This is a genomic window from Nonomuraea rubra (assembly GCF_014207985.1).
Classification (GTDB): domain Bacteria; phylum Actinomycetota; class Actinomycetes; order Streptosporangiales; family Streptosporangiaceae; genus Nonomuraea; species Nonomuraea rubra.
Window position 1 is genome coordinate 6428124 of record NZ_JACHMI010000001.1, and the last position, 26443, is coordinate 6454566.

Genomic DNA, 26443 nt, shown 5'->3' on the forward strand with positions numbered 1-26443 from the left:
CTCCTCCCCTGTAGTCCCCTACCGAGAGGCGTCTCTCCTCATGCGTTACCGTCCCCACCGGACGACCCTCACCCTGCTCGCCGCGGCGCTGGCCCTGACGACCGTCAGCGCCTGCGGCACCGCCGACGCCGTCGAATCCGGCAGCGCCGGAAACGAGCTGGCCGGAGCCAAGTTCATCGTCGGCTCCAAGGACTTCACCGAGAACATCATGCTCGGCAAGATCGCCGTACAGGTGCTCAAGGCGCACGGCGCGGACGTCGTCGACAAGACCAACCTCGGCGGCACCGTCCCCAACCGCAAGGCCCTGGAATCCCGCGAGATCGACCTGTACTGGGACTACTCCGGCACCGGCTGGATCGAGTTCCTCAAGAACACCAAGCCGATCCAGGACTCGGCCGAGCAGTTCAAGGCCACCGCGGAGGCCGACCTGGCCAAGAACAAGATCCACTGGATCGGCCCGACCCCGCTGAACAACACCTACGCCCTGGCCATCCGCTCCGAGAAGGCCGCGGAACTGGGCGTCAAGACCGTCTCCGACGTGGCGGAGCTTCTCAAGACCAAGCCCCAGGAGGTCACGCTCTGCATCGAGACCGAGTTCTCCACCCGCGACGACGGGCTGCCCGGGCTGTCCAAGGCCTACGACCTGGCCATCCCCAAGAACCAGGTGAACCTGCTCGACACCGGGGTCGTCTACACCGAGACCGACAAGGGCCAGACCTGCAACTTCGGCGAGGTCTTCACCACGGACGGCCGCATCGCCGCCCTCGGCCTGACCGTGCTGGAGGACGACAGGAAGTTCTTCCCCATCTACAACGCGGCCGTGACCGTGCGGCAGGAGACGTACGAGAAGTATCCCGCGCTGGAGAAGGTGCTCCAGCCGGTGATCGCCAAGCTGGACGACGCCACCATGCAGCAGCTCAACGCCCGCGTGGACGTCGAGGGCGAGGAACCGGGCAAGGTCAGCGCCGACTGGCTGGGCGAGCGGGGCTTCCTCGGCGGCGACGCCTGACGGCCCGCGGCGGGCGGCCGGCGCCGTCCCCTGCCCGGCGCCCGGACCGTGTACAACTGGTCGGGTGAAAGAGCGCTCCCCGGACCAGGTGGACACCGAGGATCTCCAGGCCGTCATCTCGGCCGTCCTCACGGGCTCGCGGCTGCTCGTCGCCATCGCCGCCCGCTCCCTGGCCGCCGTACAGGACCGGGTGACGCTCCCCCAGTTCCGCATGCTGGTCGTGCTGTCGGCGCACGGCCAGACCAAGCTCGTCACCATGGCCGACGCGCTGGCGGTCAACAGCTCCACGGCCTCGCGGATGGCCGACCGGCTCGCCACCGCGGGACTGATCGTCCGCGAGGTCAACCCGCACAACCGCCGCGAGACGCTCATGCGGCTCACCCCGGAGGGCCGGCGGCTGGTGGACGACGTCACCAGCCGCCGCGGCGAGGAGATCGCCGCGATCGTCTCGCGCCTGACGCCCGAGGAGGCGCGGAACCTGATCGCGGCGATGACCGCGTTCAACAGGGCGGGCGGCGAGCCGCCCGCGACCATGCGGTACCCCCTCGGCTGGCCGGATCGGTAACCTCGGGCGGCTCTCCGGCCGCGCGCCCTCTGACCGTGGGCAGAGGGCGGGTATCCCCGGGGGCGGATGCGCGGGGCACCGGCCGTTCCTACGATGTGGTGATGACTCCCCGCTGGCTGTTCCCCGCCGGCCTCGGACTGCTCCTGCTGCTGGTCGGGCTGACGTGGGCGCAGACGAGCACGCGCGGCTGCGACTGCGCGTGGCCGGCCGCCACGGCCTGGTCGCTCGCCGGTGGGGCCGCCTTCGTCGCCGCCTGCCTCGTCATCGTCCGCACGGCACCGCGCCGCCCCGCCGAGGTCGCCGGGCTCCTGGCTCCGGCGGCCGTCGCCGCGCTCACGGCGCTCGCGATCAACAGCATCGGCTGGTTCCTTCTGGTCCTCTACACGGGGCTCGTCGCGCTGACGCTGCGGCTGTGGCCGGGCATCGCCATGTGGCTCGCCTCGCTCGCCGTGGTCGGCGCGGCGGCGTTCACCTCGCCGGACCCCGGCTGGCCGAACTGGCTGGCCGCCGTGACGCTGGTCTTCTGGGGGTGCTGGGCCGTGCGGTACCGCATCGCGGTGGGCGAGCGGCTGCACCGGGCGGAGAGCGCCGCCACCGCTGCCGCCGCGCTGGCCGAGCGGCAGCGGCTCGCCGCCGACCTGCACGACATCGTCGCGCACACCCTCGCCGTGACGGTGCTGCACCTGGGCGGCGTACGGCTGGCGCTCGAACACGACCCCAGGGAGGCGGCGGCGGGCATCGCCGAGGCCGAACGCCTGGCCAGGCAGAGCATGGCGGAGCTGCGCAAGGTGGTCCGCGTGCTCGCCGAGGAGGGCTCCGATCCCGCCGTGGCCGCCCCGCAGCCGACCGCGCCCCGGCTGCCCGAGCTCTTCGAGGAGTACCGGACGGCGGGGCTGGAGCTGGACTCGGACGTCGAGGGCGAGCTGCCCGCGGTGGGCCCGGCGGCCGGGATGGTGCTCTACCGGCTCGTGCAGGAGGCCCTGGCCAACGCCACCCGCCACGCGCCACGGTGCCCCGTCGAGGTGCGGCTGCGCGTCTCGGAGGAGGGCGCCGTGCTGGCCACGGTCTCCAACGCCCTGCCCGGACGCCCGTCCCGGCACAATGGCGGCATGGGACTTCGCGCGATGTCCGACCGGGTGCGCCTGGTCGGCGGCCACGTCACCGCCGGCCCCGAGGACGACCGGTGGGTCGTGCGGGCGGAGCTGCCGGCATGATCTCGGTGGTGCTGGTCGACGACCAGGAGCTGGCCAGGGCGGGGCTGCGCACGATCCTGCGGCAGCCGTACGGGTTCGACGTGGTCGGCGAGGCGGCCGACGGCCGGGAGGCGCTGGCGGAGGTCGCGCGTGCCAGGCCCGACGCCGTGGTCATGGACATCCGGATGCCGCACATGGACGGCGTCGAGGCCACGCGGGCCCTGCTGGCCGCGGATCCGGCAGCCCGCGTCCTGGTGCTGACCACGTTCGGCGAGGACGGCGTGCTCGCGGCGGCCCTGCGGGCCGGCGCGTCGGGGTTCTGCCTCAAGGACGCCCCGGCCGAGGACATCCAGCGGGCCGTGCGCGCCGTGGCGGCGGGCGACGGCTGGCTGGATCCCGCCGTCTGCGGGCGGGTCCTGCGGCGTTACCGTACGGATCCGGTGACCGACCCCGATGCCGTCCGCCGGCTCGGCGAGCTCACCTCCCGCGAGCTCGACGTGCTCAAGCTCATCGGCCGGGGGCTCACCAACGCCGAGATCGCCCGCCGGCTCGTCGTCGGCGAGGGCACGATCAAGACCCACGTCGGCCGGATCTTCACCAAGCTGGCGGTCCGCGACCGGGCCGCGGCGGTCGTCTTCGCCTTCGACCACGGCGTGGTCCGCCCAGGGGAGCCGCCGCCTATGCCCGGGGTCTGACTCCGGGTTCCGCCCCCGGCCAGACGACGGGCGGGCGGGTGGTCGGCGACCGTGAAGCCATGCTTGCCCAGACGCCCGGCCTCCGGCGCACCACCGCTCCCCCGCTCCCGCCGATCGCCTGGCGGGCCACCGGCCCCGTCGCGGCCGCCGTCGTGACCGTCCTGCTCCTGCTGAGCCCGTGGTACGGCTACCACCGCGACGAGCTCTACTTCCGGCTGCTCGGCCAGACCCCCGCCTGGGGGTACTTCGACCAGCCGCCGCTGACCCCGCTGCTGGCCCGGCTGTCCACGGCGCTGTTCGGGGACACCGTCGTCGGGCTGCGGGTGGTGCCCGCCCTGTGCGCGGGGGCGCTGATCCTGCTCGGCGTCGCCATCACGCGGGAGCTGGGCGGCGGGCGCGGCGCGCAGACTCTCGCCGCCGCCGGGCTCGGCACCGGGATGTTCCCCCTGCTCGCCGGGCACACCCTGCTGACGCAGTCGGCCGACTTCGTGTTCTGGACGGCCTGCGTCCTGTGCGTGCTGCGTGCCCTGCTGCGCGGCGACGGGCGGTGGTGGCCGGCGGCGGGGGCCGTGGCGGGGGCCGCCACGTTCAACAAGCACCTCATCCTGCTGCTGCTCGCCGGGCTGGCCATCGGCCTGCTCGTCCCGGCCGGGCCGGCGGCGAAGGGGCCGCGGGCCTGGTTCGCCGGCAGGTGGTTCTGGTCCGGGGCGGCGCTCGCGGCGCTGCTCGCGTCGCCGAACGTGATCTACCAGGCCGTCCACGGCTGGCCCCAGCTCACCATGGCCGCCACGCTCAGCGAGCCCATCAACCGGATCATGTTCGTGCCCATGCTGGTGGCGCTGCTCAGCATGGGGGCGTTCGTGATCGCCGTCGCCGGGTGGTGGTGGCTGTGCCGGCGGCGGGAGACCCGGCCACTGGCGATCGCGGTCCTGGTGACGATCCTGCTCGGCTGGGTGTCGGGAGGGCGGGCCGACTACGTCGCGGGCAGCCTGATCCTCGCCTTCGCGGCCGGCTGCGTGCCCGCCGCCACGTGGATGCGGGCCCGCCGCGCCCGGTCGCGGGCGGTGTGGTGGGGGCTGCTCGGCGGCTCGGTCATCGGGATCGCCATCGCGCTGCCGCTGCTCCCACTGGCGGCGCTCGGCTCCTCGCCCAACGAGGTGCCCAGGGAGTCGGTGGGCTGGCCGCAGTTCGCCGCCCAGGTGGCCGGGGTGTACCGGGCGCACCCGCCGGGAACGGTCGTGATCACCTCGAACTACGGCGAGGCCGGTGCACTGAACCGGTTCGCGCCGGGCATTCCCGTCTACAGCGGGCACAACGAGCTGTGGCACCAGGGGCCGCCGCCCGAAACGGCGCGGACGGTGGTCGCGGTGGGGCTGCCGCCCGAGCGGCTCCGGCCGCGCTTCACCACCTGTGAGTCCGCCGGGGCCGTCGACCACGGCACCGGGGTCGAGAACGAGGAGCAGGGCCTGCCCATCACGGTCTGCTCGGGACCGCGTACGCCATGGACGAGCGCCTGGGCCGGCTTCCGGCACGCGAGCTGAGGAGCGATCATGAGTACCGTCCTGGTCATCACGCCGACCTACAACGAACGCGACAACCTGCCCGGCCTCGTCGCCAGGATCCGCGCGGCCGTGCCCGCCGCCGGCGTCCTCGTCGTGGACGACAACAGCCCCGACGGGACGGGCCTGGTCGCGGACGCGCTCGACGGCGTGCACGTCCTGCACCGGGAGCGCAAGCAGGGGCTGGGCGCCGCCTACCTGGCGGGCTTCCGCTGGGGGCTGGAGCGCGGGTTCGACCTGCTGGTGCAGATCGACGCCGACGGCTCGCACCCGCCCGAGCGGCTGCCCGCCATGTTGCGCGCGGCGCAGCGGGCCGACCTGGTCATCGGCTCGCGCTGGGCGCCCGGCGGCCGCGTGGCGAACTGGCCGCGCAGGCGGGAGCTGCTCTCCCGGCTGGCGAACCGTTACGTGCGGCGGATGTTGCGCCTGCGCGTCGCCGACGCCACGGGCGGGTTCCGCGTCCACCGGGCCGCCGCGCTCCAGGAGCTCCTGGCCGGCGGGGTGGAGTCGCGGGGGTACTGCTTCCAGGTGGATCTCACGCTGCGGGCCGTACGTCGCGGGTGCACGGTGGTGGAGGTGCCGATCACGTTCGTCGACCGTACGAAGGGGGCGAGCAAGATGAGCGCCGGCGTGCTGTTCGAGGCGCTGTGGCGGGTGACCGTCTGGGCGTGGTCGCCGCGGCGGGGTGGTGGAATGTCCTTGACGTGAGGAAGGTTGAAGAAGCACATGAAGAAGATCGGTTTCCTGAGCTTCGGGCATTGGTCGTCGTCGCCGTACTCGAAGGCACGCAGCGCGTCCGACACCCTGTTGCAGTCGATCGAGCTGGCGGTGGCGGCCGAGGAGCTCGGTGCCGACGGCGCCTACTTCCGCGTGCACCACTTCGCCCAGCAGCTCGCGAGCCCGTTCCCGCTGCTGGCGGCCGCCGGCGCGCGGACGAGCCGGATCGAGCTCGGTACGGGCGTGATCGACATGCGCTACGAGAACCCCCTCTACATGGCCGAGGACGCCGGCGCGGCCGACCTCATCGCGGGCGGGCGGCTGCAGCTGGGCATCAGCCGCGGATCACCCGAGCAGGTCATCGACGGCTGGCGCTACTTCGGCCACGAGCCGGCCGAGGGCGAGACCGAGGCGGACATGGCGCGCAGGCACGCGGAGGTCTTCCTCAAGGTGCTGGAGGGCGAGGGTTTCGCCCAGCCGAACCCGCGGCCGATGTTCCCCAACCCGCCCGGGCTGCTGCGCCTCGAACCGCACTCGCCGGGGCTGCGGCAGCGGATCTGGTGGGGCTCCAGCTCGAACGCCACCGCGAAGTGGGCCGCCGGGCTGGGCATGCACCTGATGAGCTCCACGCTCAAGGACGACGAGAACGGCAAGCCGTTCCACGTGCAGCAGGCCGAGCAGATCGCGGCCTACCGGCAGGCGTGGAAGGAGGCCGGTCACGAGGGCGAGCCGCGGGTGTCGGTGAGCCGCTCGATCATGCCGATCGTGAACGAGACGGACCGCGCGTACTTCGGGCACGAGCGCACCAGCTCCGACCAGATCGGCTTCATCGACGCCACCACCCGGGCCATCTTCGGGCGCACGTACGCCGCCGAGCCCGACGTGCTCGTCAAGGAGCTGGCCGGCGACGAGGCGATCGCGGCGGCCGACACGCTGCTGCTGACGGTGCCCAGCCAGCTCGGCGTGGACTACAACGCCCACCTGCTCTCGTCGGTCCTGACGCACGTCGCCCCGGCGCTCGGCTGGCGCTGACCCGGCCGCCTCCACCGGGGAGCTGAACGAGCCGTCCAGGAATGGCCTATGGAGGGTCAAAGTCCGGTGCCGGACGCCGGGAGGCGCCGATACGCTGCGCACGCGTAGGGATCAGGCGTTTTCGGGGGGCAGGGCATGCGGGGGAAGATCAAGCGGGCTCGTGGGCGGGTGTCGGCGAAGGCTCTGATCGTGGTGGCGGGAGCCGCCGGCGTCGTCGCCACCGTGGTGGCCGTGGCCGGGGGTGGCTCGACCACGCCCGCCGGGCAGCAGAACGCGTCGCCGCAGAGCGCTCAGCAGGACATCGCAGGCAACGGTGCTCCGCCCGCGGCTTCGCAGCTGTGGCACAAGCCGAACGCCCCGGCCGCCTCCGCCGCCCCGGCTCTCCCTCAGGACAGGAGCGCGGGACGAGGCGTCCGGGCGGGCGGCACGGAGCAGGCGGGCACGGAGCAGGCGGGCACGGAGCTGGCGGGCACGGGGCAGGCAGGTACAGGGCAGGCGGGTACAGGGCAGGCGGGCACGCTCAGCGATCGGGCGCGCGCCGGTGAAGCGCGTGATCGCCGTGAGCTCGTACGCCCGCAACGGCCGGCCGGTACCGCGGGCGATCGCCACCCGCCCCGGCCTGGCCATCGGGCGAAGCGCGGGTCGAGCGCCTCGGCCCCGGAGGCGCCGGCGTCCTCGGGACGCGTCGGGGGCGGGTCGCTGCTCGGCATGAGGTGCGATGAGATGTTCCCGCCGCACCGGCACGAGTTCCGGGTGCGCAACCTCGCGTGCCATCGCCTCCTGGGCTGAGGGCCCCTTCAGCGGTCAGGGGGCTGCGCTGTGCGGTGGCCGGGCCGGGGCGGGGGCGACGGAGACGATCAGGACGGTGGCCGGGCCGCCGCGTGACCACAGCGCGTGCCGGGCCGCCGCGTCGAAGTGCAGCGCGTCCCCGGCCGCCAGCGTGACCTCCTCCCCGCCGATCCGCGCGCCGACCTCGCCGCGCACGACGTACACCCACTCCTCGCCCGCGTGCGTCACCGCCCGCCGGGGCCGGTCGGCCGCGAGCTCCAGCCGCACCGCCTCCAGCGCCGAGCGCGGCCCGAGGCCGGTCATCATCGCGTACGGCCCGTCGGGTCCGTCGTGCACGGGCGCGCCGGCGCCCCGCACGACGTGGTGCCCGGCCGCCCGCTCGTCCCCGACCAGCTCGCCCAGCGAGAGCCCGTACGCCCGCGCGATCTGGAACAGCGACCCGATCGACGGCTGCCGCTCGCCCTTCTCCATCCGCGACAGGTGGGCCGCGGAGATGCCGGTGCGCTCGGCCAGCACGCTCAACGTCAGCCCGCGCTCCCGCCGCAGCTCCCCGAGCCGCACCGCGACCCGCGTCTCGGGATCGTCTTCGACTGTCACGGGGCCGATCCTAGCGAACTTGCCTCTCAGGCAAAAGATTTCGCCTCAGAGGTTGACCGCGTGGCGATTCCGGCCGCATCCTGGGGCACACGCCGAAGGGAGCGACCCCATGACGATCTCCACACCCCCTCCCGAGCTGGACCTCGACGAGACCCCCACCTACGCCTCGGCCCCGGTCGAGGAGCAACGGCTGCACCGCAAGCGCCAGCTCGCCGCCGCCTTCCGGATCTTCGCCAGGTACGGGTACGACGAAGGCGTCGCCGGGCACATCACCGCCCGCGACCCGGAGCTGACCGACCACTTCTGGGTGAACCCGTACTCCGTGCACTTCTCCAGGATCAAGGTGAGCGACCTGCTGCTCGTGGACGCGCGCGGGCGGATCGCGCACGGCACGCGGCGGACGAACAAGGCCGCGTTCTGGATCCACTCCTCCATTCACGACGCCCGGCCCGACGTGGTCGCCGTCGCCCACGCGCACACCGTCCACGGCCGCGCCTGGGCCGCGCTCGGGCGGACGCTGGACCCGATCGTGCAGGAGTCGTGCGCGTTCTGGAACGACCACGTGCTCTTCGACGAGTACCGGGGGCTGGTGCTGGAGCGGGACGAGGGCGAGCGGATCGCCGTCCGGCTGGGCCCGGCGCGGGCCGCGATCCTGCGCCACCACGGGCTGCTGACGGTCGGCCACACCGTCGAGGAGGCGGCGTGGTGGTTCGTCGCGATGAACCGCGCCTGCGAGATGCAGCTCCTGGCCGAGGCCGCCGGGACGCCCCGGATCATGACCGAGGAGGAGGCCACGCTGGCGCACCGGCAGTTCGGCAGCGCGAACATGGCCCGCAACAACTTCCGGCTGCTCGCCTCGCTGATCTTCGAGGAGGAGCCCGATGTCCTCGACTGAGCCGGCGTCCAGGGCTGCGGACGGGCGGCGGCGGACGTACGTGCTGGTGCACGGCACGTGGGGCGGCGGCTGGATCTGGTCCCGCCTGGCGCCGCTGCTGGAGGCGGCGGGGCACGTGGTGCACGCGCCGACGCTGCCCGGCCTGGCCGAGCGCGGCGGCGACCCGCGCGGCGCGTCGATCGGGCTGTCCGAGCACATCGACGACGTGGCCGGCCTGCTGGTACGCGCGGACCTGGACCGGGTGACGCTGGTCGGGCACAGCTACGGCGGCATGGTGATCACCGGGGTGGCGGGCCGGGTGCCGGAGCGGGTGGCCGCGCTGGTCTACCTCGACGCGTTCGTGCCCTCGCCGGGACAGTCCTGCTTCGACCTGGTGCCGTGGCTGGCCGGGGTGTTCGCCGAGTTGTCGGCGGGCGGCGGCGGGATGGCGGCGCCGCTCGACCCGGCCGCGCTCGGCGTGGACGACCCCGGCGACGCCGGCTGGCTGCGCGCCCACGCCACGCCGATGCCGGTGCGCACGCACCAGGAGCCGCTGCCCGGCCCGGCGATCCCCGGCGGGCTGCCGGTCCGGTTCGTCCGCTGCCTGCGCTTCGAGGCGTTCGCCGCGGCCGCCGACGGTTTCCGGGCCCGCGGGCTGCCCGTCGACGAGCTCGACTGCCACCACTTCGCGCAGGTGAGCCGGCCTGCCGAGCTGGCGTCCCTGCTGCTCGCCGCCGCGCCGGCGGGGACCGGGGTGACCGCGTGAGCGCCCTGCGGCGGGTCAACCCGCCCGCGCTCTGCCCGCCCGTGCAGAACCTGTACGCCCAGGTGGTGATCGCCCCGGCCGGGCGTACCGCTTACCTGGCGGGGCAGGTCGCGCTGGACGCGTCCGGGGAGCTCGTCGGGCCCGGCGATCACGCCGCCCAGGCCAGGCAGGCGTTCCTCAACGTCAGGCTGGCGCTGGAAGGGGTCGGGGCCTCCCCCGCCGACCTGGTCCGGCACGACATCTACGTCGTCGGCCACCGTCCTGAGCTGGTGCCGGTCATCTTCGGCGCCGCTCAGGACGTCTACGGCGACCCCTGGCCGCTGGCCTCCAGCACGCTGCTCGGCGTGCAGGCCCTCGGCCTGCCCGGCTGGCTGATCGAGGTCGAGGCCACCGCCGTCGTGCCGGAGTGACGCGCCGCCGTCAGCGCCCGGCCGGCACGGGCGTGGCCGCGCGGCCGGTCCTGGCCGACTCCTGGGCGGCCAGGGCGAAGGCCAGGACCTCGCGTCCCTGCTCGCCGGTGAGCGCCGGCGGGGTGCCGTTGAGCAGGGCGTCCACGAAGTGGCGGCCGGAGCGGACGAAGCTGGTCTCCCAGCCGGTCGGCATGTCGTCGTAGCCGGTGGTGACGCCGTCGCGGTGCAGGACGACCGGGGCGACGTCCAGCATGCGGCCGTGTCCGCGGGTCACCCAGATGACGCCCTTGGTGCCGGTGATCTCGACCCGGTCGTCCTGGGCGTAGTGGACGGTGTCCAGCTTGAGCTCCGGGGAGTGCACGACCTCCAGGGAGCCGACCGCGCCGTCCGGGTGGGTCCAGCTCACCAGGGAGGGGGCGTCGATCAGGCCGTCGTAGGAGTTGCCGATGAAGGCGTGCACCCGGTCGGCGAGGCCGAGGAAGTGCCAGGCGATGGCGAACTTGTGGTGGCCGTCGTCGAAGACGAGCGGGCCGCCGCCGCACTGCTCGGGGTCGATCCGCCAGGCGCTGGCCGCGGCGGGGACCTCCCAGGCTGTGGGGCTCCAGCCGGGGTTGGACTTGAGGCGGATGCCGCGGATCTCGCCGATCTCGCCGGCCTCGACCAGCTCCTTGGCACGCTGGACGGGCGGGTAGAAGACGAAGTTCTCGAACACCTTGAAGACGACGTCGCGCTCGGCGGCCCTGGCGATCATCGCGTCGGCGTCGGCGAGGCTCGTCGACATCGGCTTCTGCAGCGACACGTGCTTGCCGGCGTCCATCGCGTCGAGGGCCACCTGGGCGTGCAGGTGGTGCGGGACGAGGATCTCCACCATGTCGACGTCGTCCCTGGCCAGCAGGTCGCGGTAGTCGGCGTGCCGGGCCTGCCCGGCCACGCCCCAGGCCGCCCCCCGGGTGTCGCGGTTCTCCGCGACGGGGTCGCAGACGGCCGTGATCACGGCCTCGGGGTGCTCCAGGTACGCCTGGGCGTGCAGGTCGGAGATGCGGCCGCAGCCGATGATGCCAACGCGGATCACTGGGACTCCTGAATCTCTTTCTAGCCCTTGACCGCCCCGGTCGTGAGACCGGCGATGAAGTGCTTCTGGAAGGCGATGAAGATCGCGACTGTGGGAAGGCTGGCGAGCACGGCCAGGGCCGCCTGAACGCCGTAGGCGACGGAGAACTGGCCCTGCTGCTGCAGGATGCCCACCATCACGGTGCGCATGGTGTCGGAACGAGTGAAGACGAGCGGGTAGAGGAAGTCGTTCCAGATGAAGGTGAACTGGAGCGTGGCGAGGGCCGCCAGTGCGGGGCGGGTCATGGGCAGCACGATGGAGGCGAGGATGCGCGGCTCGCTCGCGCCGTCCACCAGGCCCGCCGCCCGCAGCTCGATCGGGAGGCTGCGGAAGAAGTTGCGCATGACCAGGGTGCACAGGGAGATCCCGTAGCCGGAGTGCACGATGATCATCGGCCACAACGTGTCGTACATGCCGGTCGCGTTGAACCCCTGGAACAGCGGGATCAGCAGGATCTGCGGCGGCACGAACAGCCCGGCGAGCAGGACGAACCCGATGAACTCGCCGGCCCGGGGGCGCAGCACGGCGATGGCGTATCCGGCGAGGGTGCCCAGCGCCACGGAGACGGCCGTCGCCGGCACCGTCACGAGGACGGAGTTGAGCAGGTAACGGCCGGTGCTGCCGACCGAGAACGCCTGGAGGTAGTTGTCCAGGGTCAGGTTGCCGGTGGGGGCCCACAGGCCGTTCGCGGCGATCTCGGCGTCCGATTTGAGCGAGGTGTACAGGACGCCCAGGCACGGGACGAGGAACACCACCGCGAAGGCCAGCAGCAGCGCCACCAGCGAGGCCTTCGACGCGCGGCTGCGTTCCCCGGCGATGGCGGTCTCCGCCGGGCGAGTCAGGGCGATCTCAGACATGCCGGTCCTTCCATGAGTTCCAGGCGAAGAACAGTCCGATGATCACGACCGAGACGACGAACAGCACGACGGACACCGCGCTGCCGTAGCCGAAGTCGTAGGTCTTGAACGACACGCGGTAGGCGAGCACCGCGAGCGTCTCGGTCTGCCGGAACGGGCCGCCGCCGGTCATGACGTACACGATGTCGAAGCTCTTCAGCGCGTTGATCAGGCTGAGCGAGGTGACCACGACGAACGACGGGCGCAGGGCGGGCAGCACGACCGCGCGCAGCCGCGCCCAGGCGCCGGCGCCGTCCATGTGCGCCGCCTCGGTGAGGTCGCGGGAGACGGAGGTGAGGCCGGCCAGGAAGATGACCATGGCCAGGGCGACCTGCTGCCAGCCCCAGGCGATCATCACCGCCCACAGGGCCGTGTCGGGGTCGGACAGCCAGGCGTGCCCCCAGGACTCCAGCCCCACCGCGCCGAGGACGAGGTTGAGCAGGCCGTCCTCGGGGCGGTAGATCCAGAACCAGACCTGGCCGACCACCACGAGCGACAGCGCCAGGGGCAGGAAGAAGATCGACTTGATGAGCTTGGCGAAGCGCGTGACGCGGTTCAGCGCGAGGGCGAGGGCGAGGCCCGCGATGGTGGGCACCACCACCGCGAGCACCGTCCAGATCAGCGTGTTCCGCAGCGCGCGCAGGAAGCTCGGGTCGGCGGTCATCCGGCGGAACTGCTCCAGCCCGACGAATTCGCCACCGCCGACCGCCTGCCAGTCGGTGAAGCCGTGCGCGAAGGAGTACAGCGCCGGCCACACGACGGTGATCCCGTACGCGAGGAGCGGTGCGGCGAGGAATCCCCAGGCCCACCATGTCCGCCGGATCGTCATCCGCGGATGCCTCCTTTCTCGGATTTCCGGGTCGGTCAGGAGCCGCCGAACACGCCGTCGGCGGCGGCCTGCGCTTCCTGCAGTACGGACGCGGCCTCGGCCGGGCTGTTGACGAACTGGGCGATCGCGTTGAGGCCGGCGTCGGACATCTCCGGCGTGGTCGCCAGGTCGTAGTTGAAGGCGAAGACGGGCGCCTTGGCGACGACCTCGGCGGCCTTGTGCATGATCTCGTTCTGCGAGCTCAGGTCGGCCTTGGGGTTCGGGGCCAGGGCGCCCTGGGTGACGGCGACGGCCTGCTGCGCCTCGGGCGAGGCCAGGCAGGCGAGGACCTTGTCGGCCCCGGCCTTGTTCGCCGCCCCCGCCGCGATCGCGAACCCGTCCACCGGGCCGACGGCGGCCTGCGGCACGCCGGGCGTGATCTCGGGGAAGGGGAAGAAGTCGTAGCCCTTGCCGGCCTTGACGTTGTTGCCCTCCCAGTAGCCGCTGATCCAGGTGCCCATCACGGTCATCGCGGCCTTGCCCTGGGCCACCATGTCGGCGGCGTCGGGCCAGTCGTAGCCGTTGGGGTCGGAGTTGAAGTAGCCCTTGTCGAAGAGCTGCTTCCACAGGTCGAACGCCTGGGCCACCTGCGGGTCGGTGTACTTGGCCTTGCCCGCCATGAGCTGCGCCCGGTAGTCGGGGCCGGCCGTGCGCAGCAGCAGGTAGTCGAACCAGAACTGGGCGGGCCAGCGGTTCTTGGAGCCGAGCGCGAACGGGGTGATCCCGGCGGCCTTGAGCTTGTCCGCGGAGGCCAGCAGCTCGTTCCAGGTCTTCGGCAGCTCGGTGATGCCGGCCTTCTTCATGACCTCGGGGTTGTAGAACACGCCGGCGTAGTGGTAGTCGAGCGGCAGCAGGTACTTCTTGCCGCTGTACGTCGCCGCGGCCTTGGTCAGCGTCTCGGGAATGGCCTGGTCGAGGCCGGCCTTGGCCCACGCGTCGTCGAGCGGGGCCAGGCGCTGCTGGTCCACGAGGTACTGCGTCTTGGCTCCGGCCCAGTAGGAGAACAGGTCGGGCGGGTTGCTGCCGGCGAGCTGCACGAGGATGGCGTCCTTGAACGCCTCCTGCTCGGCCGGGCTGTTCTTGATCTTCTCGCCGGCCTGCTTCTCGCAGATGGACAGCACCTGGGCCATGGCCTTGTTGCCGGCTTCGTCGCTGAAGTAGTGCACCATGCTGACCTCGCCGGTCGACGCGGCGGGGGCGCTCGAGGCCCCCGTGGGTCCCGCGCCGGAGCCGCAGGCGGCGAGGAGCGAGGCGGCCGTGGCCGCCACCGCCAGTTTGACCGCGCGCCGCTGAACGGCGACGCTGTTCTTCGTCATCCGTGGATCTCCGTGGGTGTCGGTGGGTGGGCGTCGAACTTCGCGGGGACGCGCCCGCCCATCTGCTGGGTGATTCGGTACGCGGCGGCTGAGACCAGGTGGCCCAGCTCGCCGATCCTCGCGAGGGTGACCCGCGAGGCGGGCCCGGAAATCCCGATGGAGGCCAGCGGGACGCCGTGCAGGTTGAAGATCGGCGCCGCGACGCACCGGACGTCGAGGTTGAGCTCCTCGTCGTCGATGGCGTAGCCGCGGCGGCAGACCTGATCCAGGTCGGCCATGAGGCCGGCTATCCCCGTGTGCGTACGCATGGTGTACGCGGTGAACGGCTCCGGGAGCAGCGCGGACAGCTCCTCCTCGGTGGCCGTGCAGTACAGCGCCTTGCCGGTGGAGGAGGCGTAGATGACCGGTTGGGCGCCGATCTCGGTCTCGACCGTGATGCGGCCTCCGGCCTGCCGTTCCTGGGCGACGTACACGCCGCCGCCGCGCGTCCTGCGGGCGAGGTGGACCGCCTCGCCGGTGGCGGCCGACAGCTCGCGCATGATCGGGCCGGCGGTGCCGACGAGGTCCACCCCGCGCAGCACCTGGCCGGCGAGCGAGATGATCCGCGTCGAGACGCGGAAGAGCTTGGTGGCCGGGTCCTGCTCGACGTAGCCTCGCTCCTCCAGCACGCGCAGCAGCCGGTGGACGTTGCCCTTGTCCGCGTTCACCTCGCGGGCGACCGCGGTCACGCCCAGCCCTTCCGGGCGTCGGGCGAGCGCTTCGAGGACGTCGAGGCCGGTCAGCAGGGCACCGGCGGCACGGGAGACGGGGACGGGCTCGGGGGTGAGGTCAGCCATGGGCGTAGTCAACCCGCCCCGTTGTCCGTCCGTCAATTCCGTTGTCTCGGAGGGCTCAGCAGACATCGAAGTCCGCTCCTTCGTGGGCCTGGAGGACGTGGTCGTGGTAGAGCCGCCGCCAGCCCCGCTCCGGGGTGCGCGGAGGCGTCCACTGCTCCCTGCGGCGGGCCAGCTCCTCCGGCTCCACCAGCAGCGACAGCTCTCCCGCCGCCGCGTCGAGCCGGATCAGGTCGCCGTCGCGCACCAGAGCCAGCGGGCCGCCGACCGCCGCCTCCGGGGACACGTGCAGGACCACCGTCCCGTACGCGGTGCCGCTCATCCGGGCGTCCGACACCCGCACCATGTCCCTGACACCGTTCCTGGCGAGCTTGGCCGGGATCGGCACCGAGCCGGCCTCCGGCATGCCGCCGCCGACCGGCCCGGCGTTGCGCAGCACCAGCACCGAGGCGGGGGTGACGGGCAGGTCGGGGTCGTCGATGCGGCGGGCCACGTCCTCGGGCGACTCGAAGACCACGGCCGGGCCCTCGTGCTTCAGCAGCGCGGGCGAGGCGGCCGAGCGCTTGATCACGGCGCCGTCGGGGGCGAGGCTGCCGCGCAGCACCGCCAGCGCGCCGGTGGGGCCGAGCGGGCCGTCCAGCGTGCGGATGGTGGTCTGCCAGTCGGGCGGCGGGGTGACCCCGGCCAGCCGGTCGCGCAGGGTGCCGCCCTCGATCACCGGGACGTCCAGGTCGAGCAGCGGCTCCAGCGCCTTCATCAGCACGGGCACGCCGCCCGCCCGGTGCAGGTCCTCCATGTAGCCCACGCCCGACGGCTTGCAGTCCACGAGCAGCGGCACCCGGGAGGCGATGCGCGAGAGGTCGTCCAGGCCGAACGGCACGCCCGCGCGCCGGGCCACCGCCAGCAGGTGGATCACCGCGTTGGTGGAGCCGCCCAGGGCCAGCAGCACGGTGACCGCGTTGGCCAGCGCGCCCGCGGTCACGATGGACGAGGGACGCCGGCCTTCGAGCGCCGCCTCGACAGCGACCCGGCCGGAGCGCACGCCTGCGCGCAGCCGGTCGCCGGTGGGGGCGGGCGCGGTGGCGGTGCCCGCCGGGCTCATGCCGAGGGCCTCCGACAGGCACGCCATGGTCGAGGCGGTGCCCATGACCATGCAGGTGCCGCCGGTCGTGGCGAGCGCGCCGCGCACGTCGGCGATGTCGTCCCCGTCCAGCTCGCCCGCGCGGTGCCTGGCCCACATCGAGCGGCAGTCGGTGCAGGCCCCGAGCCGGGTGCCGCGCCAGGTGCCGGTGAGCATGGAGCCCGCCACGAGCTGCACCGCCGGGATGTCCGCGGAGACCGCGGCCATGAGCTGGGCGGGCACGGTCTTGTCGCAGCCTCCGGCCAGCACCACCGCGTCCATCGGCTGGGCGCGGACGAGCTCCTCGGTCTCCAGCGCGGCCAGGTTGCGGAACAACATGGAGGTGGGCGACATGAGGATCTCGGGCAGCGACATCGCGGGGAAGACCACGGGCAGGCCGCCGGCCTCCAGCACGCCGCGTTCGACCGCCTTGACGAGCTGCGGCATCTCGCGGTGACAGGTGGTGAAGCCGCCGCTGGTGTCGGCGATGCCGACCACCGGCCGGTCGAGGTCCACCTCGTCGAACCCCGCGGAGGCGAGGAACGCCCTGCGCAGGAAGCGGCTGAACCCCTCGTCGCCGTACGAGGTGAGCCCCCGGTCGACGCCCCGGACGTCGGGCTGGTCCATCAGGCGCTCCTCAGTCGCAGGTTGACGTACTTGGCGATGGTGTAGTCCTGCACGCCCTCGGTGCCGCCCTCCCGGCCGAAGCCGGACTGCTTGACGCCGCCGAACGGCGCCTCCGCGGTGGCGATCGTCATCTCGTTGACGCCGACCATGCCGGTCTCCAGCTCCTCGGCGGCGCGGAAGGCGGTGGTCAGGTCCTCGGTGAAGACGAACCCGGCCAGGCCGAACGGGGTGGCGTTCGCCCTGGTCACGGCCTCCTCGAAGGTCTTGAACGTGCTGATGGGCGCGACCGGGCCGAACGGCTCCTCGGCCATCACCCTCATGTCGTCGTCCACGCCGGACAGCACGGTCGGCAGGTAGAAGTGCCCGCCGGGCAGGTCGGCGGGGCCGCCGCCGGCGAGCACGGTCGCCCCGTTCGCCACCGCGTCCTCCACCAGCGCGTGCACGCCGGCCAGGCGCCGGGCGGTGGTCAGCGGGCCCATGTCGGTGGCCGGGTCGCGCCCGTCGCCCAGGCTGATCTCGCGCGTCTCCGCGACGAACGCCTCGGTGAACGCCTCGGCGACGTCCTCGTGAACCAGGAACCGGCTCGGGGAGATGCACACCTGGCCCGCGTTGCGGAACTTGGTGCGCGCGCACAGCCGCCCCGCCCGCTCGGCGTCCGCGTCCGCGAACACCAGGACCGGCGCGTGCCCGCCCAGCTCCATGGAGACCGACTTGATCCCGTCGGCGGCCAGGCGCAGCAGCTCCGCGCCGACCGGCACCGAGCCGGTCAGGCTCACCTTGCGGATCACGTCGGAGGCGATGAGGTGGCGGGAGATCATGGGGCCGTCGCCGCTGACCACGTTCAGCGCCCCGGCGGGCAGCCCGGCCTCGTGCGCGATCTCCGCGATGAGCAGGGAGCACAGCGGCGCCTCCGCCGGGGCCATGAGCACGACCGAGCAGCCCGCGGCCAGCGCGGGGGCGATCTTCCGCACGCCGAGCAGCGCGGGGAAGTTCCAGGTGGCGAACGCGGCGACCGGGCCCACCGGCTCGCGGCTGACGAAGATGCGCGTGCCGGCGTCGCGGCCCTCGACGGTCCTGCCGTAGACGCGGCGGGCCTCGTCGGCGTACCAGTCGAACTGGTCGGCGGAGGCCAGCACCTCGCCCATGGACTGCGCCAGCGGCTTGCCCTGGTCGAGCGTCATGATCAGGGCGAAGCGCTCGGCCTGCGCGCGGATGCCGTCCGCGATGCGGCGCAGCACGCGCGAGCGCTCCCAGGGCTGCGTGCGCCGCCAGGTCGCGAAGCCGTCCGCCGTCGCGGCCAGGGCCAGGTCGAGGTCCTCGGGGCGGGCGACGGGCAGCTCGGCGAGGAGCGTGCCGTCGGCGGGGTTGTGCACGGGGAATGTCTCGTCCGCGGTGTGCCAGGCGCCCGCGATGTACATGGCGGCGGGCGGGAGCTGGGGATCGCTCATGTTCACAGTCCGATCTCGTGTCGCAGTTCCTGGGTGGACTCCACCCAGTTGCCGACGTTCCAGCGGCCGTAGGAGGGCAGGCCCCCGTCCGGGTCGGGCCCGTAGTAGACGGGGACGTGCACGATCGACAGGCCGGGGTGGGCGCGGGCCTTGTCCAGCGCCGCCCGCAGTTCCTCGGGCGTGGTGCCGCCGAACAGGGCGTTCACCCCGTTCACCGAGGCGCCCCAGGCCACGTAGTCGACCTCGACGTGGTCCCAGGTCGCGTGCTCGTGGCCGTACTGGGCGGCCTGAAGGCTGGAGATGGCGGCCATCCGCCGGTTGTCCAGGACGACCACGCAGCCGGTCGCGCCGTGCGCCACGCCGTCGATGAGCACCTGCGGGTTCATGGTGAACGAGCCGTCGCCGGTCACCGCCACCGCGTACCAGTCGTCCTCCGACAACGCCGTTGCCAGCACGGCGCTCGTGGCGAAGCCCATGTAGCTGGCGCCCGCCTCGGTGAAGGAGGCCTTGGGGTCGTCCTGGGCGGACATCTGGAACCCGTACGCCTGGACGTCGCCGGCGTCGAAGAACGTGACCGCCCGTGTCGCGGCCGCCCACTCCGCCACCGTGTGCACGGCGGCCGGCTGGGTGAGCACCTCCCGGCCCCAGACCGGGTCGTGCAGCCGGGGCCTGGCCAGGCGCTCCGCCTTGACGTCCTCCCAGGCGGCCCTGGCGGCCCGGCACTCGGCGAGCCAGGGGCTCTCCTGCGGCGCGGTCTCCCTGGCCTGGGCCTTCACGGCCTCGATCAGGGCGGCCAGGCTCAGCCGGGCGTCGCCGACGAGGGCGCTGGTCCGGGCGTAGTGCGTGGCGGCGTCGAGGTCGGCGTTGATGTTGACGACGTGCTGGACCTTCGGGTAGCCGGTGCGGGAGCTGTCGGCCTGGCAGACCGAGCGGGTGCCGACGGCGAGCAGCAGGTCGGCGTGCTCCATGGCGTGGTTGCCGCTCAGCGAGCCCTTGGAGCCGCCCACCATCATCTGGCGCGGGTGCCCCGAGGGGATGACGCCGAGGCTGACCGGCGACATCACGAACACGCCGTCCACCAGGTCGGCCAGCTCCTCCAGCTCCTCGCGGCAGCCGTCCGCGCCGCCGCCGACCTTGATCACCACGCGCTGGGCGTCGAGCAGCCTGCGGGCGATCTCCGCGTACGACGCGGTGGGGTTGGCGGCGCCGAGCTGCGGCGGGGCGCCGACGGGCAGCTCGTCGAGGTTGAAGCCCTCGATCAGCTGGGGCTGGGTGTTCAGCGGCAGCAGCAGGTAGAAGGGCCCCGGCCGGTACGGGTGATCGACCTGGTTGAGTCCGCGGCGCAGCGCCGTCGGCAGCGCGCGCGGCGTGTGCAGCGAGTACGACGGGCCCATCGTCGCCGTCAGCCGGAGGAACAACCCCTGCTCCGGCCGCGGGATCTGCTGCATGTTGGGGCCCTCGTCCTCGGTGGTCTCGTCCCCGTAGAGGTGCCAGACGCCCACGCCGTCGCTCACGGCCACGAGGGAGCCGGCCATCGCCTGCAGCGCGCCCGGCCCGATCGAGGTGACCACTGCCGCCTTTTCACCGGTGGCCCACCGCAACGCTGTTGCCGCATGGGACGCCTCGGTCTCGTGCCGGACGGCGAACGTCCGTACGACGCCCGCGTCCTGGTAGGCGCGCAGCACCTCGCCCAGCTCGGTCGAGCCATGGCCGAGCACGGCGACGAACCGGGTCACCCCCTGCCTGACCAGCCCGAGAACGACCGCCTCAGCCATCGTCAGATCCTGCCTGCGCGGCAGCTCACCACTCTCCAGAGCCGCCTCGAAACTGCCGGCACGTGCGATCGCCGCTGCGCGCGCCACGCGTTCAGCAGTCATCGTGCTCGATTCCCCCTCCACCGCACTCCTTCGATGTCGTGGACGTAGCGGTGAACGTACAACGCTGTTGCGCGACCGGCAATACTTCGGCAGCAATTTCCCTCAAATCGCCCAGATGTGTTGTCTTAGTGACAACACTCCGGGAGATCGGCGACCTCGCCGCCCGGGCGAGCGTCCGTGTGCTCGAAGGCGCCACCCCGGCGCCACGGCGGTCGCGACGGCGGTCGCGACGGCAACGGCCCGACGCCGAGCACTGGTGGCGCTGCCGGACGGTGTGGGAGTTCGCACGGAGCCGAGGACACGCCGCGGCCGGAGGCGCCGCGCGCAGCGCACGGCGCGGCGCACCCACGGCGCGGCGGACCCACGGCGCGGCGGACCCACGGCGCGGCGGGCAACGCACAGCGCACGGCGTGCGGCGGTCGCTAACCGGCGAGGCGGCGCCGGTGGGCGCGCTGGCGGCAGGTGGGGCCGCAGTAGCGGGGTGGACGCCCGGTGGGACGGGCCGGGAGCGGTGCCCCGCATTCTCCGCAGTGGCGCGTAGCCGGAGTTTCGTGACGTGGCGACGAGGACGGGTCACGGAACGGTCCGGGTTCCGTGACGGGACGGGTGCGCAACCCGTCCAGCAGCAGCCGTACGAGCTGGGCGCCACGCGCGGGGTCCCGGTGCGCGGAGCGCAGGGCGGCGCCGCCGACGGCCAGCGCCGACAGGTCGTCCACCCGTACGTCGGCCCGGATCACGCCTGCCTGCGTCGCGTCGCGCAGCAGGCGTTCCAGGGCCTCGTGGAAGCGCCGCACCGCGGCGGCCAGCACGGCACGCGGCCAGCCGCGGTCCCCGGTGAGCGCGTCGCACACGTGCTGGCGCCCCGCCGACTGCTCGATCACTTCGAGCAGGAAGCCGGACAGCGCGTCACCGGGAGCGGCGCGGGCTCTCCAGCGATCGGCGGCGGCCACCATGGTGTCGAGGTGTTCCGCGAGCACCGCTTCGAGCAGGATGTCCTTGCTCGGGAAGTGCCGGTAGACCGTGCCTGCGCCGACCCCGGCCCGCTGCGCGATGACGCCGAGCGACGCCCCGGGCCCCTCCTCCGCGAACACCCGCATGGCCGTGCTCAGCACGAGCTCCCGGTTGCGGCGGGCGTCCGCGCGCCCGGCGGGCGCTGCGACCGGCGCTGCTGTCATGTCACGAAATCCTTGTCTGCGGCGGCGAAACGGGTGGAGCATTCCGGACCGGGCCAGTATCTCCCACGTCTCCGGAGGACACCACCATGACCACCGCTACCCCCGCACGCACCGGCGCTGCGATTCTCGTCACCGGCGCCACCGGCAGGCAGGGCGGCGCCACCGCCCGGCGGCTGCTCGCCGGCGGGTGGAACGTCCGGGCGCTGGTGCGCGACCCGGCCGCGCCGGCCGCCGCCGGGCTGGCCGCCGCGGGCGCCCGGCTCGTACGCGGCGATTTCGACGATCCGGCGAGCCTGCCGCCGGCGCTGGACGGGGTCGCCGCCGTGTTCGGCGTTCCGCCGGTGGCCTTCGGCCCGGACGGGCCGCAGCCGGAGCTCGAAGCGGCCCGGGGCAGGGCGCTGATCGACGCCGCGGCCAAGGCGGGCGTCGAGCAGATCGTCTTCAGCACGGTCGCCTCCACCTCGGCCCCGACGCGAGGGGCGCGGGGCAAGACGCTGATCGAGGAGTACCTGCACGACCACGTGGCGCTGCCCACCGTGCTGCGCCCGGTCCGGTTCATGACGAACTATCTCGGCGCCGGGGTCGCCCACATCGACGGCATCTCCCCTGACGGCGTGCACCGGCACCTCTTCCCTCCGAACGAGCCCATGCAGGTCATCGCGCTGGAGGACATCGCCGAGTTCGCCGCGCTGGCGTTCGCGGACCCGGCCCGGTTCGCCGGGCGCACCCTGGAGCTGGCCGGCGACGAGCCGACCCCGGTGGAGGCGGCCACCGCGATCGCGGCCGCCACGGGCCTGCCGATCCGGTACGAGCAGCTCACCGACGCCGAGGCCGCTCGACTCGGCCGGGAGATCGCCGAAGCCAGGAAGCACTGGCAGGCCGGTCACCGCTGGCACGCCGACATCGAGGCCCTGCGGGTCATCCATCCCGGCATGCGCACGCTCACCGGCTGGCTCGCCGGTTCCGGCGCCGCCGCCATCCGCGCTCAATTCACCGCGGCCTGACGTTATGTAGGGGGGTGCGCCGCCTGAAAGCCAAAAAGACGCGAGGACTTTCCTCGCAAATCCAGACGGCCGGGAAATTTTTGCTCCGCGAGCGGGCCGCGGGGTAGCGCCCTGGGCTGTATCCAGGCGTAGTGTAGGCGTATCCGGACACGCGCCCGTCCCCCTGGGCTCTGATGGAGGTCCGCCGCTGTGCCGTCGCCGCTGACGTTCAGTTCTCAGTACCTGCCCGGCGTGACCGTGATCGCGGTTGCCGGGGAGGTGGACATCACCACCGCCCACCTCCTGGACGACTACATCAGCCGCACGCGCCGACATCAGGGCGATCACGTGGTGCTCGATCTGAGCGAGGTGCCCTACCTGGGCGTCTCGGCTCTGCACGTCCTGCTGCACGCCCACGACGTCGCCTACAGCAACGGGGCGAGCCTGCACGTGGCGGCGTTGCAGCGAGGGCCGGCGCACCTGCTCAGCGAGATCGAGGGCCGGCTGAACGTGCACGAAAGCTTGGAGCAGGCGATCCGCGCCGCGCTCCAGGCGGCGGCGCAGCCGTTCCCGGTCGGCGGCGGCGTGAGCTGACGCGGACCTGGGGCCCGCGGCGCCTCACACGGCGTAATCGCGGCTGTACGCGGCCGGATCCGCGGCGTCGGCGGCCGGGCCCCGGCGTACGGCCGGGCCCGCGGCCAGGTCCCGGCGTACACGGCCGGGCCCGCGGCCAGGTCCCGGCGTACACGGCCGGGCCCGCGGCGGTGTGCGCACCCCCGCCGCGGCGTGGCCGCCGGCGAAACCCTGATCACGACGGGCGTTGCCCGCCGCCCGATCAAGGCGTTCGCCGACCGGCTCGCGCCTGCCGTAGCCGGACGCGCCGTCGTCAGCGGCGACGCCTCCGCCGGCGGGCACTACGGCTGGTGTCCGAGCCGCCCCCGCCAGGTGCGCGGGGATCCGGGTACGGAACCACCGAAGGCCGCAGCCCCAGTAGCCCGAGATATTTCCTCGTCTGCATGATGTCCTCCAGAGTTGTATACCGAACCTTTCGGCCTTTTCTCCTGTTTCGGCCGATATTCGCGACAACACGGCGGGTATAACGAGGCTTCCCAAATCACGCAACGTGGCTTTATTTCGCCCTAGTCTTTGCTATCCCTCGACGACCGAGAAGCTGCATCGGCCGTTCGACGAAGCGGTGGCTCAGCCAGCTCGCCGGCACCAGCAGGCCCAGGAACGCCACGCTGACGCCGATCTGTAACGGCAACGGCGACCAGCGCATCTCTCCGGCCACCTGCATGACGGCCAGAAGGATCGGCAGGTGTACGAGATAGAGGGAGTAGCTGATCGTCCCGAGCCAGGTGAGCACGGCGGGGATGGTCCGGGCCCGCCAGGCCATGGCGGCGGCGAAGGTGAGGACGGCGAGCAGGATCGTCAGGCCCCACACGCCCGGCCGCACCCACCACCAGCCCGCGTTCAGCGCCCACAGGGGCATCGCGGCGACGACCCCCACGGCGACCGCCACCGGCCACAGCGGCCCCTGGCCGCGCTCCCACCGATGGACCGCCGTCCCGGCGAACATCACGGCCAGGATCGCCACGCCGAACCAGGGAACCCGGCTGCTCGACAACACCAGCACCAGAGCCATCCCACCCAGCACGTACGCCGCCACCGTGCGCCCGCGACCGGCCACCACGCACGCCATCCCCGTCACGAACACCCCGCACGAGACCAGGGCCGCCCACCCGCCCGGCAACGGCGGCCCCGGCAGCACGAGCGCCGCGCCGGCCGCGACGAGCGCGAACAGCACCGGCAGCAGCCCCCGGCGGTCGCGCACACCGGCCGTGAACAGCGCGACGACCAGCAGGTAGAAGACCATCTCGTACGACAGCGTCCACATGGTGTTCAGCACGCCCGCCGCGCCCACCGCGTCCAGGAGCATCGTCGCGTGGGCGGCCACGGACGACAGGTCCCTGGACACCTCCGGCCGCACCGGGATCCACCAGGCCAGGGCGAGGACCAGTCCGATCACTACGAGGTAGAGCGGGTACAGGCGGAAGAACCGCCCGATCCAGAACGCCCGCACGTCGCCGTGCCGCTCCAGCGAGGTCGGGATGATGTACCCGCTGACCAGGAAGAACACCAGCACGCCGTAGACGCCGAGGTTGAAGGAGGTGGGCCGTAACCAGGGCATGGCCCAGGTCGTCAGGTGCTCCCCCACCACCGCGAGGGCGCCGAGGCCCCGCAGGGCGTCCAGCCAGGCGAGCCGGGGCGGGGTCTGGGGGGCGACACGTTCGGCTCGGGGAAGGGCCTGGGACATATGGCTCAACGTATCGGATTCGTGATCCTTTGCCTGCCGCATTTTCCGGCCAGATCTCGCGAGAGGTTCACGAGCCGAGGGTTCTCGTGAGCCTGGTCAGCGCTTCGGTGATCTGCTCAGGGGTGAGGCCGAGCACCGTGCGCTGGTAGCCGTACACCTCCGGTGCCAGCGGGGCGAGCAGGACGTCGACCAGCGCGTCCGGCCGGGGGCTGCCCGCGGCGGTCAGGAGCGCGCGCACGTGGGCGCGCCAGAAGCCGTACGCGCCCGTCTCGAAGCGGGAGCGGCCCACCTCCGAGCCGAGCACCAGGTGGGAGTGGTCCTCCAGCAGGCGGACCATGGCGGCGTAGAAGGCGGCCAGCCGCTCGGCCGGCGGCGCTCCCGGGCCCAGGGGCGGCTCGCCGCGCAGCAGGCGTTCTTGCAGGTCCCGCTCGTGCTCGTCGAGCAGCGCGACGGCGATCGAGGCCCGGTCGGGATAGCGGCGGTAGAGCGTGCCCCGGCCCACCCCGGCCAGCTTGGCGATGTCGTCCATCGTCACGTCCTGCGGGGGCCGCTGCGCGAACAGCAGGGCGGCCGCCTCGAGGATCCGGGCGCGGTTGCGTGCGGCGTCGGCTCTCTCCATGCACCCGATTGTATCCGGACACGCTGTCCGGTTATATTGAAGTGGACAGCGTGTCCACATATCAGGGAGAGATCATGCTGCTGCACCTGGACTCCAGCGCCCGCCGGGCGTCGTTCTCGCGGAGGCTGTCGGGCGTGTACGCCGAGACCTGGCGCGCCGCCCACCCGCAGGCCGGCTACGTCTACCGCGACCTGGCCGCGCAGCCCGTGCCGCACATCGGCGAGGCGTGGACCGAGCTGTGCGACCACATCCTGGAGCACGAGATCACCGACCTCTCGCGCTACCGGGAGGCGGTCCGCACCCCGGCCCAGCGCCAGGCGTGGGCCGTCGTGGAGCCGCTGCTCGACGAGGTGGCCGCGGCCGAGGTGATCCTCATCGGCACGCCGATGTACAACTACTCGATCCCCTCGGCGCTGAAGGCCTGGCTCGACCAGATCACGTTCCCCAAGATGTCGCTCGCCGGGCGGTCGTTCGTGGTGACGAGCGCGCGCGGCGGCGCGTACGGCCCCGGCACGCCGCGCGAGCCGTACGACCATCAGGAGCGCTACCTGCGCGACTTCTTCAAGGGGCACTTCAGGGTCGAGGACGTGACGTTCATCCACGCGGAGCTGGTCAACGCCCGCCTCGACCCGGCGCTGGCGCACCTGCGTGGACGGCACGAGGAGTCGCTGGCCGCGGCGCTCAAGGAGGCGGCGCGATGAACTGGCTGGTCCTGCTGCTGGCCGGGCTCGTCGAGGTGGCGTGGTCGCAGTCCATCAAGCCGACGCAGAACTTCACCCGGCCGCTGCCCACGCTGATCTGCCTGGTCCTGATGGCCGCCGCCGTCTGGCTGCTGTCCCAGGCCATGAACACGCTGCCGGTCGGCACCGCGTACGCCGTCTTCACCGGCATCGGCGCCGTCGGCGCAATCACCCTGGGCATCGTGCTCAACGACGATCCCGTGTCGGTGGGCAGGATGGCGGCGCTCGCCCTGATCGTCGGCGGCATCGTGCTGGCCCGGGTCACCTCCTGAGAAGGGGTCTTCGAGTAGCCGATCCGGGCCCTGCA

The 26443-nt window shown here is 72.8% G+C and carries 28 protein-coding genes; 15 read left to right on the forward strand and 13 right to left on the reverse strand.

Going from position 1 to position 26443, the window contains the following annotated elements:
* Nucleotides 1-40: 40 nt before the first annotated feature.
* The 8 genes from HD593_RS29285 to HD593_RS29320 all read left to right on the forward strand — a co-directional run bounded on the left by HD593_RS29285 (nt 41) and on the right by HD593_RS29320 (nt 7559).
* Entirely contained in the window at nt 41-1009 is a 969-nt protein-coding gene (locus HD593_RS29285) for a glycine betaine ABC transporter substrate-binding protein (RefSeq protein WP_185105241.1), read from the forward strand.
* 64 nt (nt 1010-1073) lie between these two features.
* Entirely contained in the window at nt 1074-1574 is a 501-nt protein-coding gene (locus HD593_RS29290; protein ID WP_185105242.1) for a MarR family winged helix-turn-helix transcriptional regulator, read from the forward strand.
* A 101-nt stretch (nt 1575-1675) separates the two neighbouring features.
* Nucleotides 1676-2788 carry a sensor histidine kinase gene (locus HD593_RS29295; RefSeq protein WP_185105243.1) on the forward strand — a complete coding sequence of 371 codons (1113 nt, stop codon included), beginning with the start codon at nt 1676-1678 and terminating at the stop codon, nt 2786-2788.
* The gene (locus HD593_RS29300) at nt 2785-3462 is read left to right on the forward strand and encodes a response regulator (RefSeq protein ID WP_185105244.1); all 678 of its coding nucleotides are present in this window, start codon (nt 2785-2787) and stop codon (nt 3460-3462) included. Before HD593_RS29295 ends, HD593_RS29300 begins: the two co-directional genes overlap by 4 nt.
* 59 nt (nt 3463-3521) lie before the next feature.
* A complete protein-coding gene (locus HD593_RS29305) occupies nt 3522-5003 on the forward strand; it encodes an ArnT family glycosyltransferase (RefSeq protein WP_185105245.1) in 1482 nt (493 codons plus the stop codon).
* A 9-nt stretch (nt 5004-5012) separates the two neighbouring features.
* Entirely contained in the window at nt 5013-5729 is a 717-nt protein-coding gene (locus tag HD593_RS29310) for a polyprenol monophosphomannose synthase (RefSeq protein ID WP_185105246.1), read from the forward strand.
* 18 nt (nt 5730-5747) lie between these two features.
* Nucleotides 5748-6770: an LLM class flavin-dependent oxidoreductase gene (locus HD593_RS29315; RefSeq protein WP_185105247.1), complete on the forward strand. Its 1023-nt coding sequence runs from the start codon at nt 5748-5750 to the stop codon at nt 6768-6770.
* Nucleotides 6771-6905: 135 nt separating this feature from the next.
* Nucleotides 6906-7559, forward strand: coding sequence for a hypothetical protein (locus tag HD593_RS29320; RefSeq protein ID WP_185105248.1), 654 nt, complete (start codon nt 6906-6908; stop codon nt 7557-7559).
* 15 nt (nt 7560-7574) lie between these two features.
* Here the strand turns inward: HD593_RS29320 and HD593_RS29325 are convergent, their stop codons facing one another.
* Entirely contained in the window at nt 7575-8156 is a 582-nt protein-coding gene (locus HD593_RS29325; protein WP_185105249.1) for a helix-turn-helix domain-containing protein, read from the reverse strand.
* A gap of 109 nt (nt 8157-8265) precedes the next feature.
* On the opposite strand from HD593_RS29325, the gene HD593_RS29330 reads away from it, so the two are divergent.
* The 3 genes from HD593_RS29330 to HD593_RS29340 are packed head-to-tail and all read left to right on the forward strand — an operon-like array spanning nt 8266 to nt 10206.
* On the forward strand, nt 8266-9051 hold the full coding sequence (locus tag HD593_RS29330) for a class II aldolase/adducin family protein (RefSeq protein WP_185105250.1): 786 nt from the start codon (nt 8266-8268) through the stop codon (nt 9049-9051).
* The gene (locus HD593_RS29335) at nt 9038-9796 is read left to right on the forward strand and encodes an alpha/beta fold hydrolase (RefSeq protein WP_185105251.1); all 759 of its coding nucleotides are present in this window, start codon (nt 9038-9040) and stop codon (nt 9794-9796) included. Before HD593_RS29330 ends, HD593_RS29335 begins: the two co-directional genes overlap by 14 nt.
* Complete coding sequence (locus HD593_RS29340; RefSeq protein ID WP_312903787.1) at nt 9793-10206, forward strand: RidA family protein; 414 nt, start codon at nt 9793-9795, stop codon at nt 10204-10206. Before HD593_RS29335 ends, HD593_RS29340 begins: the two co-directional genes overlap by 4 nt.
* Nucleotides 10207-10216: 10 nt before the next feature.
* On the opposite strand, the gene HD593_RS64535 is transcribed toward HD593_RS29340, so the two are convergent.
* From HD593_RS64535 to HD593_RS29385, 9 genes are all read right to left on the reverse strand, one after another.
* Complete coding sequence (locus tag HD593_RS64535) at nt 10217-11278, reverse strand: Gfo/Idh/MocA family protein (protein ID WP_185105252.1); 1062 nt, start codon at nt 11276-11278, stop codon at nt 10217-10219.
* 20 nt (nt 11279-11298) lie between these two features.
* A complete protein-coding gene (locus HD593_RS29350; protein ID WP_185105253.1) occupies nt 11299-12174 on the reverse strand; it encodes a carbohydrate ABC transporter permease in 876 nt (291 codons plus the stop codon).
* Entirely contained in the window at nt 12167-13042 is an 876-nt protein-coding gene (locus HD593_RS29355) for a carbohydrate ABC transporter permease (RefSeq protein ID WP_185105254.1), read from the reverse strand. The genes HD593_RS29350 and HD593_RS29355 overlap by 8 nt, the downstream gene beginning before the upstream one ends.
* A 35-nt stretch (nt 13043-13077) precedes the next feature.
* On the reverse strand, nt 13078-14397 hold the full coding sequence (locus tag HD593_RS29360; protein WP_185105255.1) for an ABC transporter substrate-binding protein: 1320 nt from the start codon (nt 14395-14397) through the stop codon (nt 13078-13080).
* On the reverse strand, nt 14394-15233 hold the full coding sequence (locus HD593_RS29365; protein ID WP_185105256.1) for an IclR family transcriptional regulator: 840 nt from the start codon (nt 15231-15233) through the stop codon (nt 14394-14396). The genes HD593_RS29360 and HD593_RS29365 overlap by 4 nt, the downstream gene beginning before the upstream one ends.
* Before the next feature lie 55 nt (nt 15234-15288).
* On the reverse strand, nt 15289-16977 hold the full coding sequence (locus HD593_RS29370) for a dihydroxy-acid dehydratase (protein WP_185105257.1): 1689 nt from the start codon (nt 16975-16977) through the stop codon (nt 15289-15291).
* Entirely contained in the window at nt 16977-18425 is a 1449-nt protein-coding gene (locus HD593_RS29375) for an NAD-dependent succinate-semialdehyde dehydrogenase (RefSeq protein ID WP_221525037.1), read from the reverse strand. The genes HD593_RS29370 and HD593_RS29375 overlap by 1 nt, the downstream gene beginning before the upstream one ends.
* Before the next feature lie 2 nt (nt 18426-18427).
* On the reverse strand, nt 18428-20200 hold the full coding sequence (locus HD593_RS29380) for a thiamine pyrophosphate-binding protein (protein WP_185105258.1): 1773 nt from the start codon (nt 20198-20200) through the stop codon (nt 18428-18430).
* Nucleotides 20201-20724: 524 nt separating this feature from the next.
* Nucleotides 20725-21477: a TetR/AcrR family transcriptional regulator gene (locus HD593_RS29385; protein WP_185105259.1), complete on the reverse strand. Its 753-nt coding sequence runs from the start codon at nt 21475-21477 to the stop codon at nt 20725-20727.
* Nucleotides 21478-21563: 86 nt separating this feature from the next.
* Here HD593_RS29385 and HD593_RS29390 point away from each other — a divergent pair, with 86 nt between their 5' ends.
* On the forward strand, nt 21564-22481 hold the full coding sequence (locus tag HD593_RS29390; protein WP_185105260.1) for an NmrA family NAD(P)-binding protein: 918 nt from the start codon (nt 21564-21566) through the stop codon (nt 22479-22481).
* 189 nt (nt 22482-22670) lie between these two features.
* Nucleotides 22671-23054 carry an STAS domain-containing protein gene (locus HD593_RS29395; RefSeq protein ID WP_185105261.1) on the forward strand — a complete coding sequence of 128 codons (384 nt, stop codon included), beginning with the start codon at nt 22671-22673 and terminating at the stop codon, nt 23052-23054.
* Between the two features lie 24 nt (nt 23055-23078).
* On the opposite strand, the gene HD593_RS29400 is transcribed toward HD593_RS29395, so the two are convergent.
* The 3 genes from HD593_RS29400 to HD593_RS29410 all read right to left on the reverse strand — a co-directional run bounded on the left by HD593_RS29400 (nt 23079) and on the right by HD593_RS29410 (nt 25396).
* Nucleotides 23079-23375, reverse strand: coding sequence for a hypothetical protein (locus tag HD593_RS29400; RefSeq protein ID WP_185105262.1), 297 nt, complete (start codon nt 23373-23375; stop codon nt 23079-23081).
* A 214-nt stretch (nt 23376-23589) separates the two neighbouring features.
* Nucleotides 23590-24777, reverse strand: coding sequence for an acyltransferase family protein (locus HD593_RS29405; protein ID WP_185105263.1), 1188 nt, complete (start codon nt 24775-24777; stop codon nt 23590-23592).
* A gap of 67 nt (nt 24778-24844) precedes the next feature.
* Nucleotides 24845-25396 (reverse strand): TetR/AcrR family transcriptional regulator, encoded by a 552-nt coding sequence (locus HD593_RS29410; RefSeq protein ID WP_185105264.1) that lies wholly within the window; start codon nt 25394-25396, stop codon nt 24845-24847.
* A gap of 74 nt (nt 25397-25470) precedes the next feature.
* On the opposite strand from HD593_RS29410, the gene HD593_RS29415 reads away from it, so the two are divergent.
* Both HD593_RS29415 and HD593_RS29420 read left to right on the forward strand, forming a co-directional pair.
* A complete protein-coding gene (locus HD593_RS29415) occupies nt 25471-26097 on the forward strand; it encodes an FMN-dependent NADH-azoreductase (protein WP_185105265.1) in 627 nt (208 codons plus the stop codon).
* Nucleotides 26094-26408: a DMT family transporter gene (locus HD593_RS29420; protein ID WP_185105266.1), complete on the forward strand. Its 315-nt coding sequence runs from the start codon at nt 26094-26096 to the stop codon at nt 26406-26408. The genes HD593_RS29415 and HD593_RS29420 overlap by 4 nt, the downstream gene beginning before the upstream one ends.
* Nucleotides 26409-26443 lie beyond the last annotated feature (35 nt).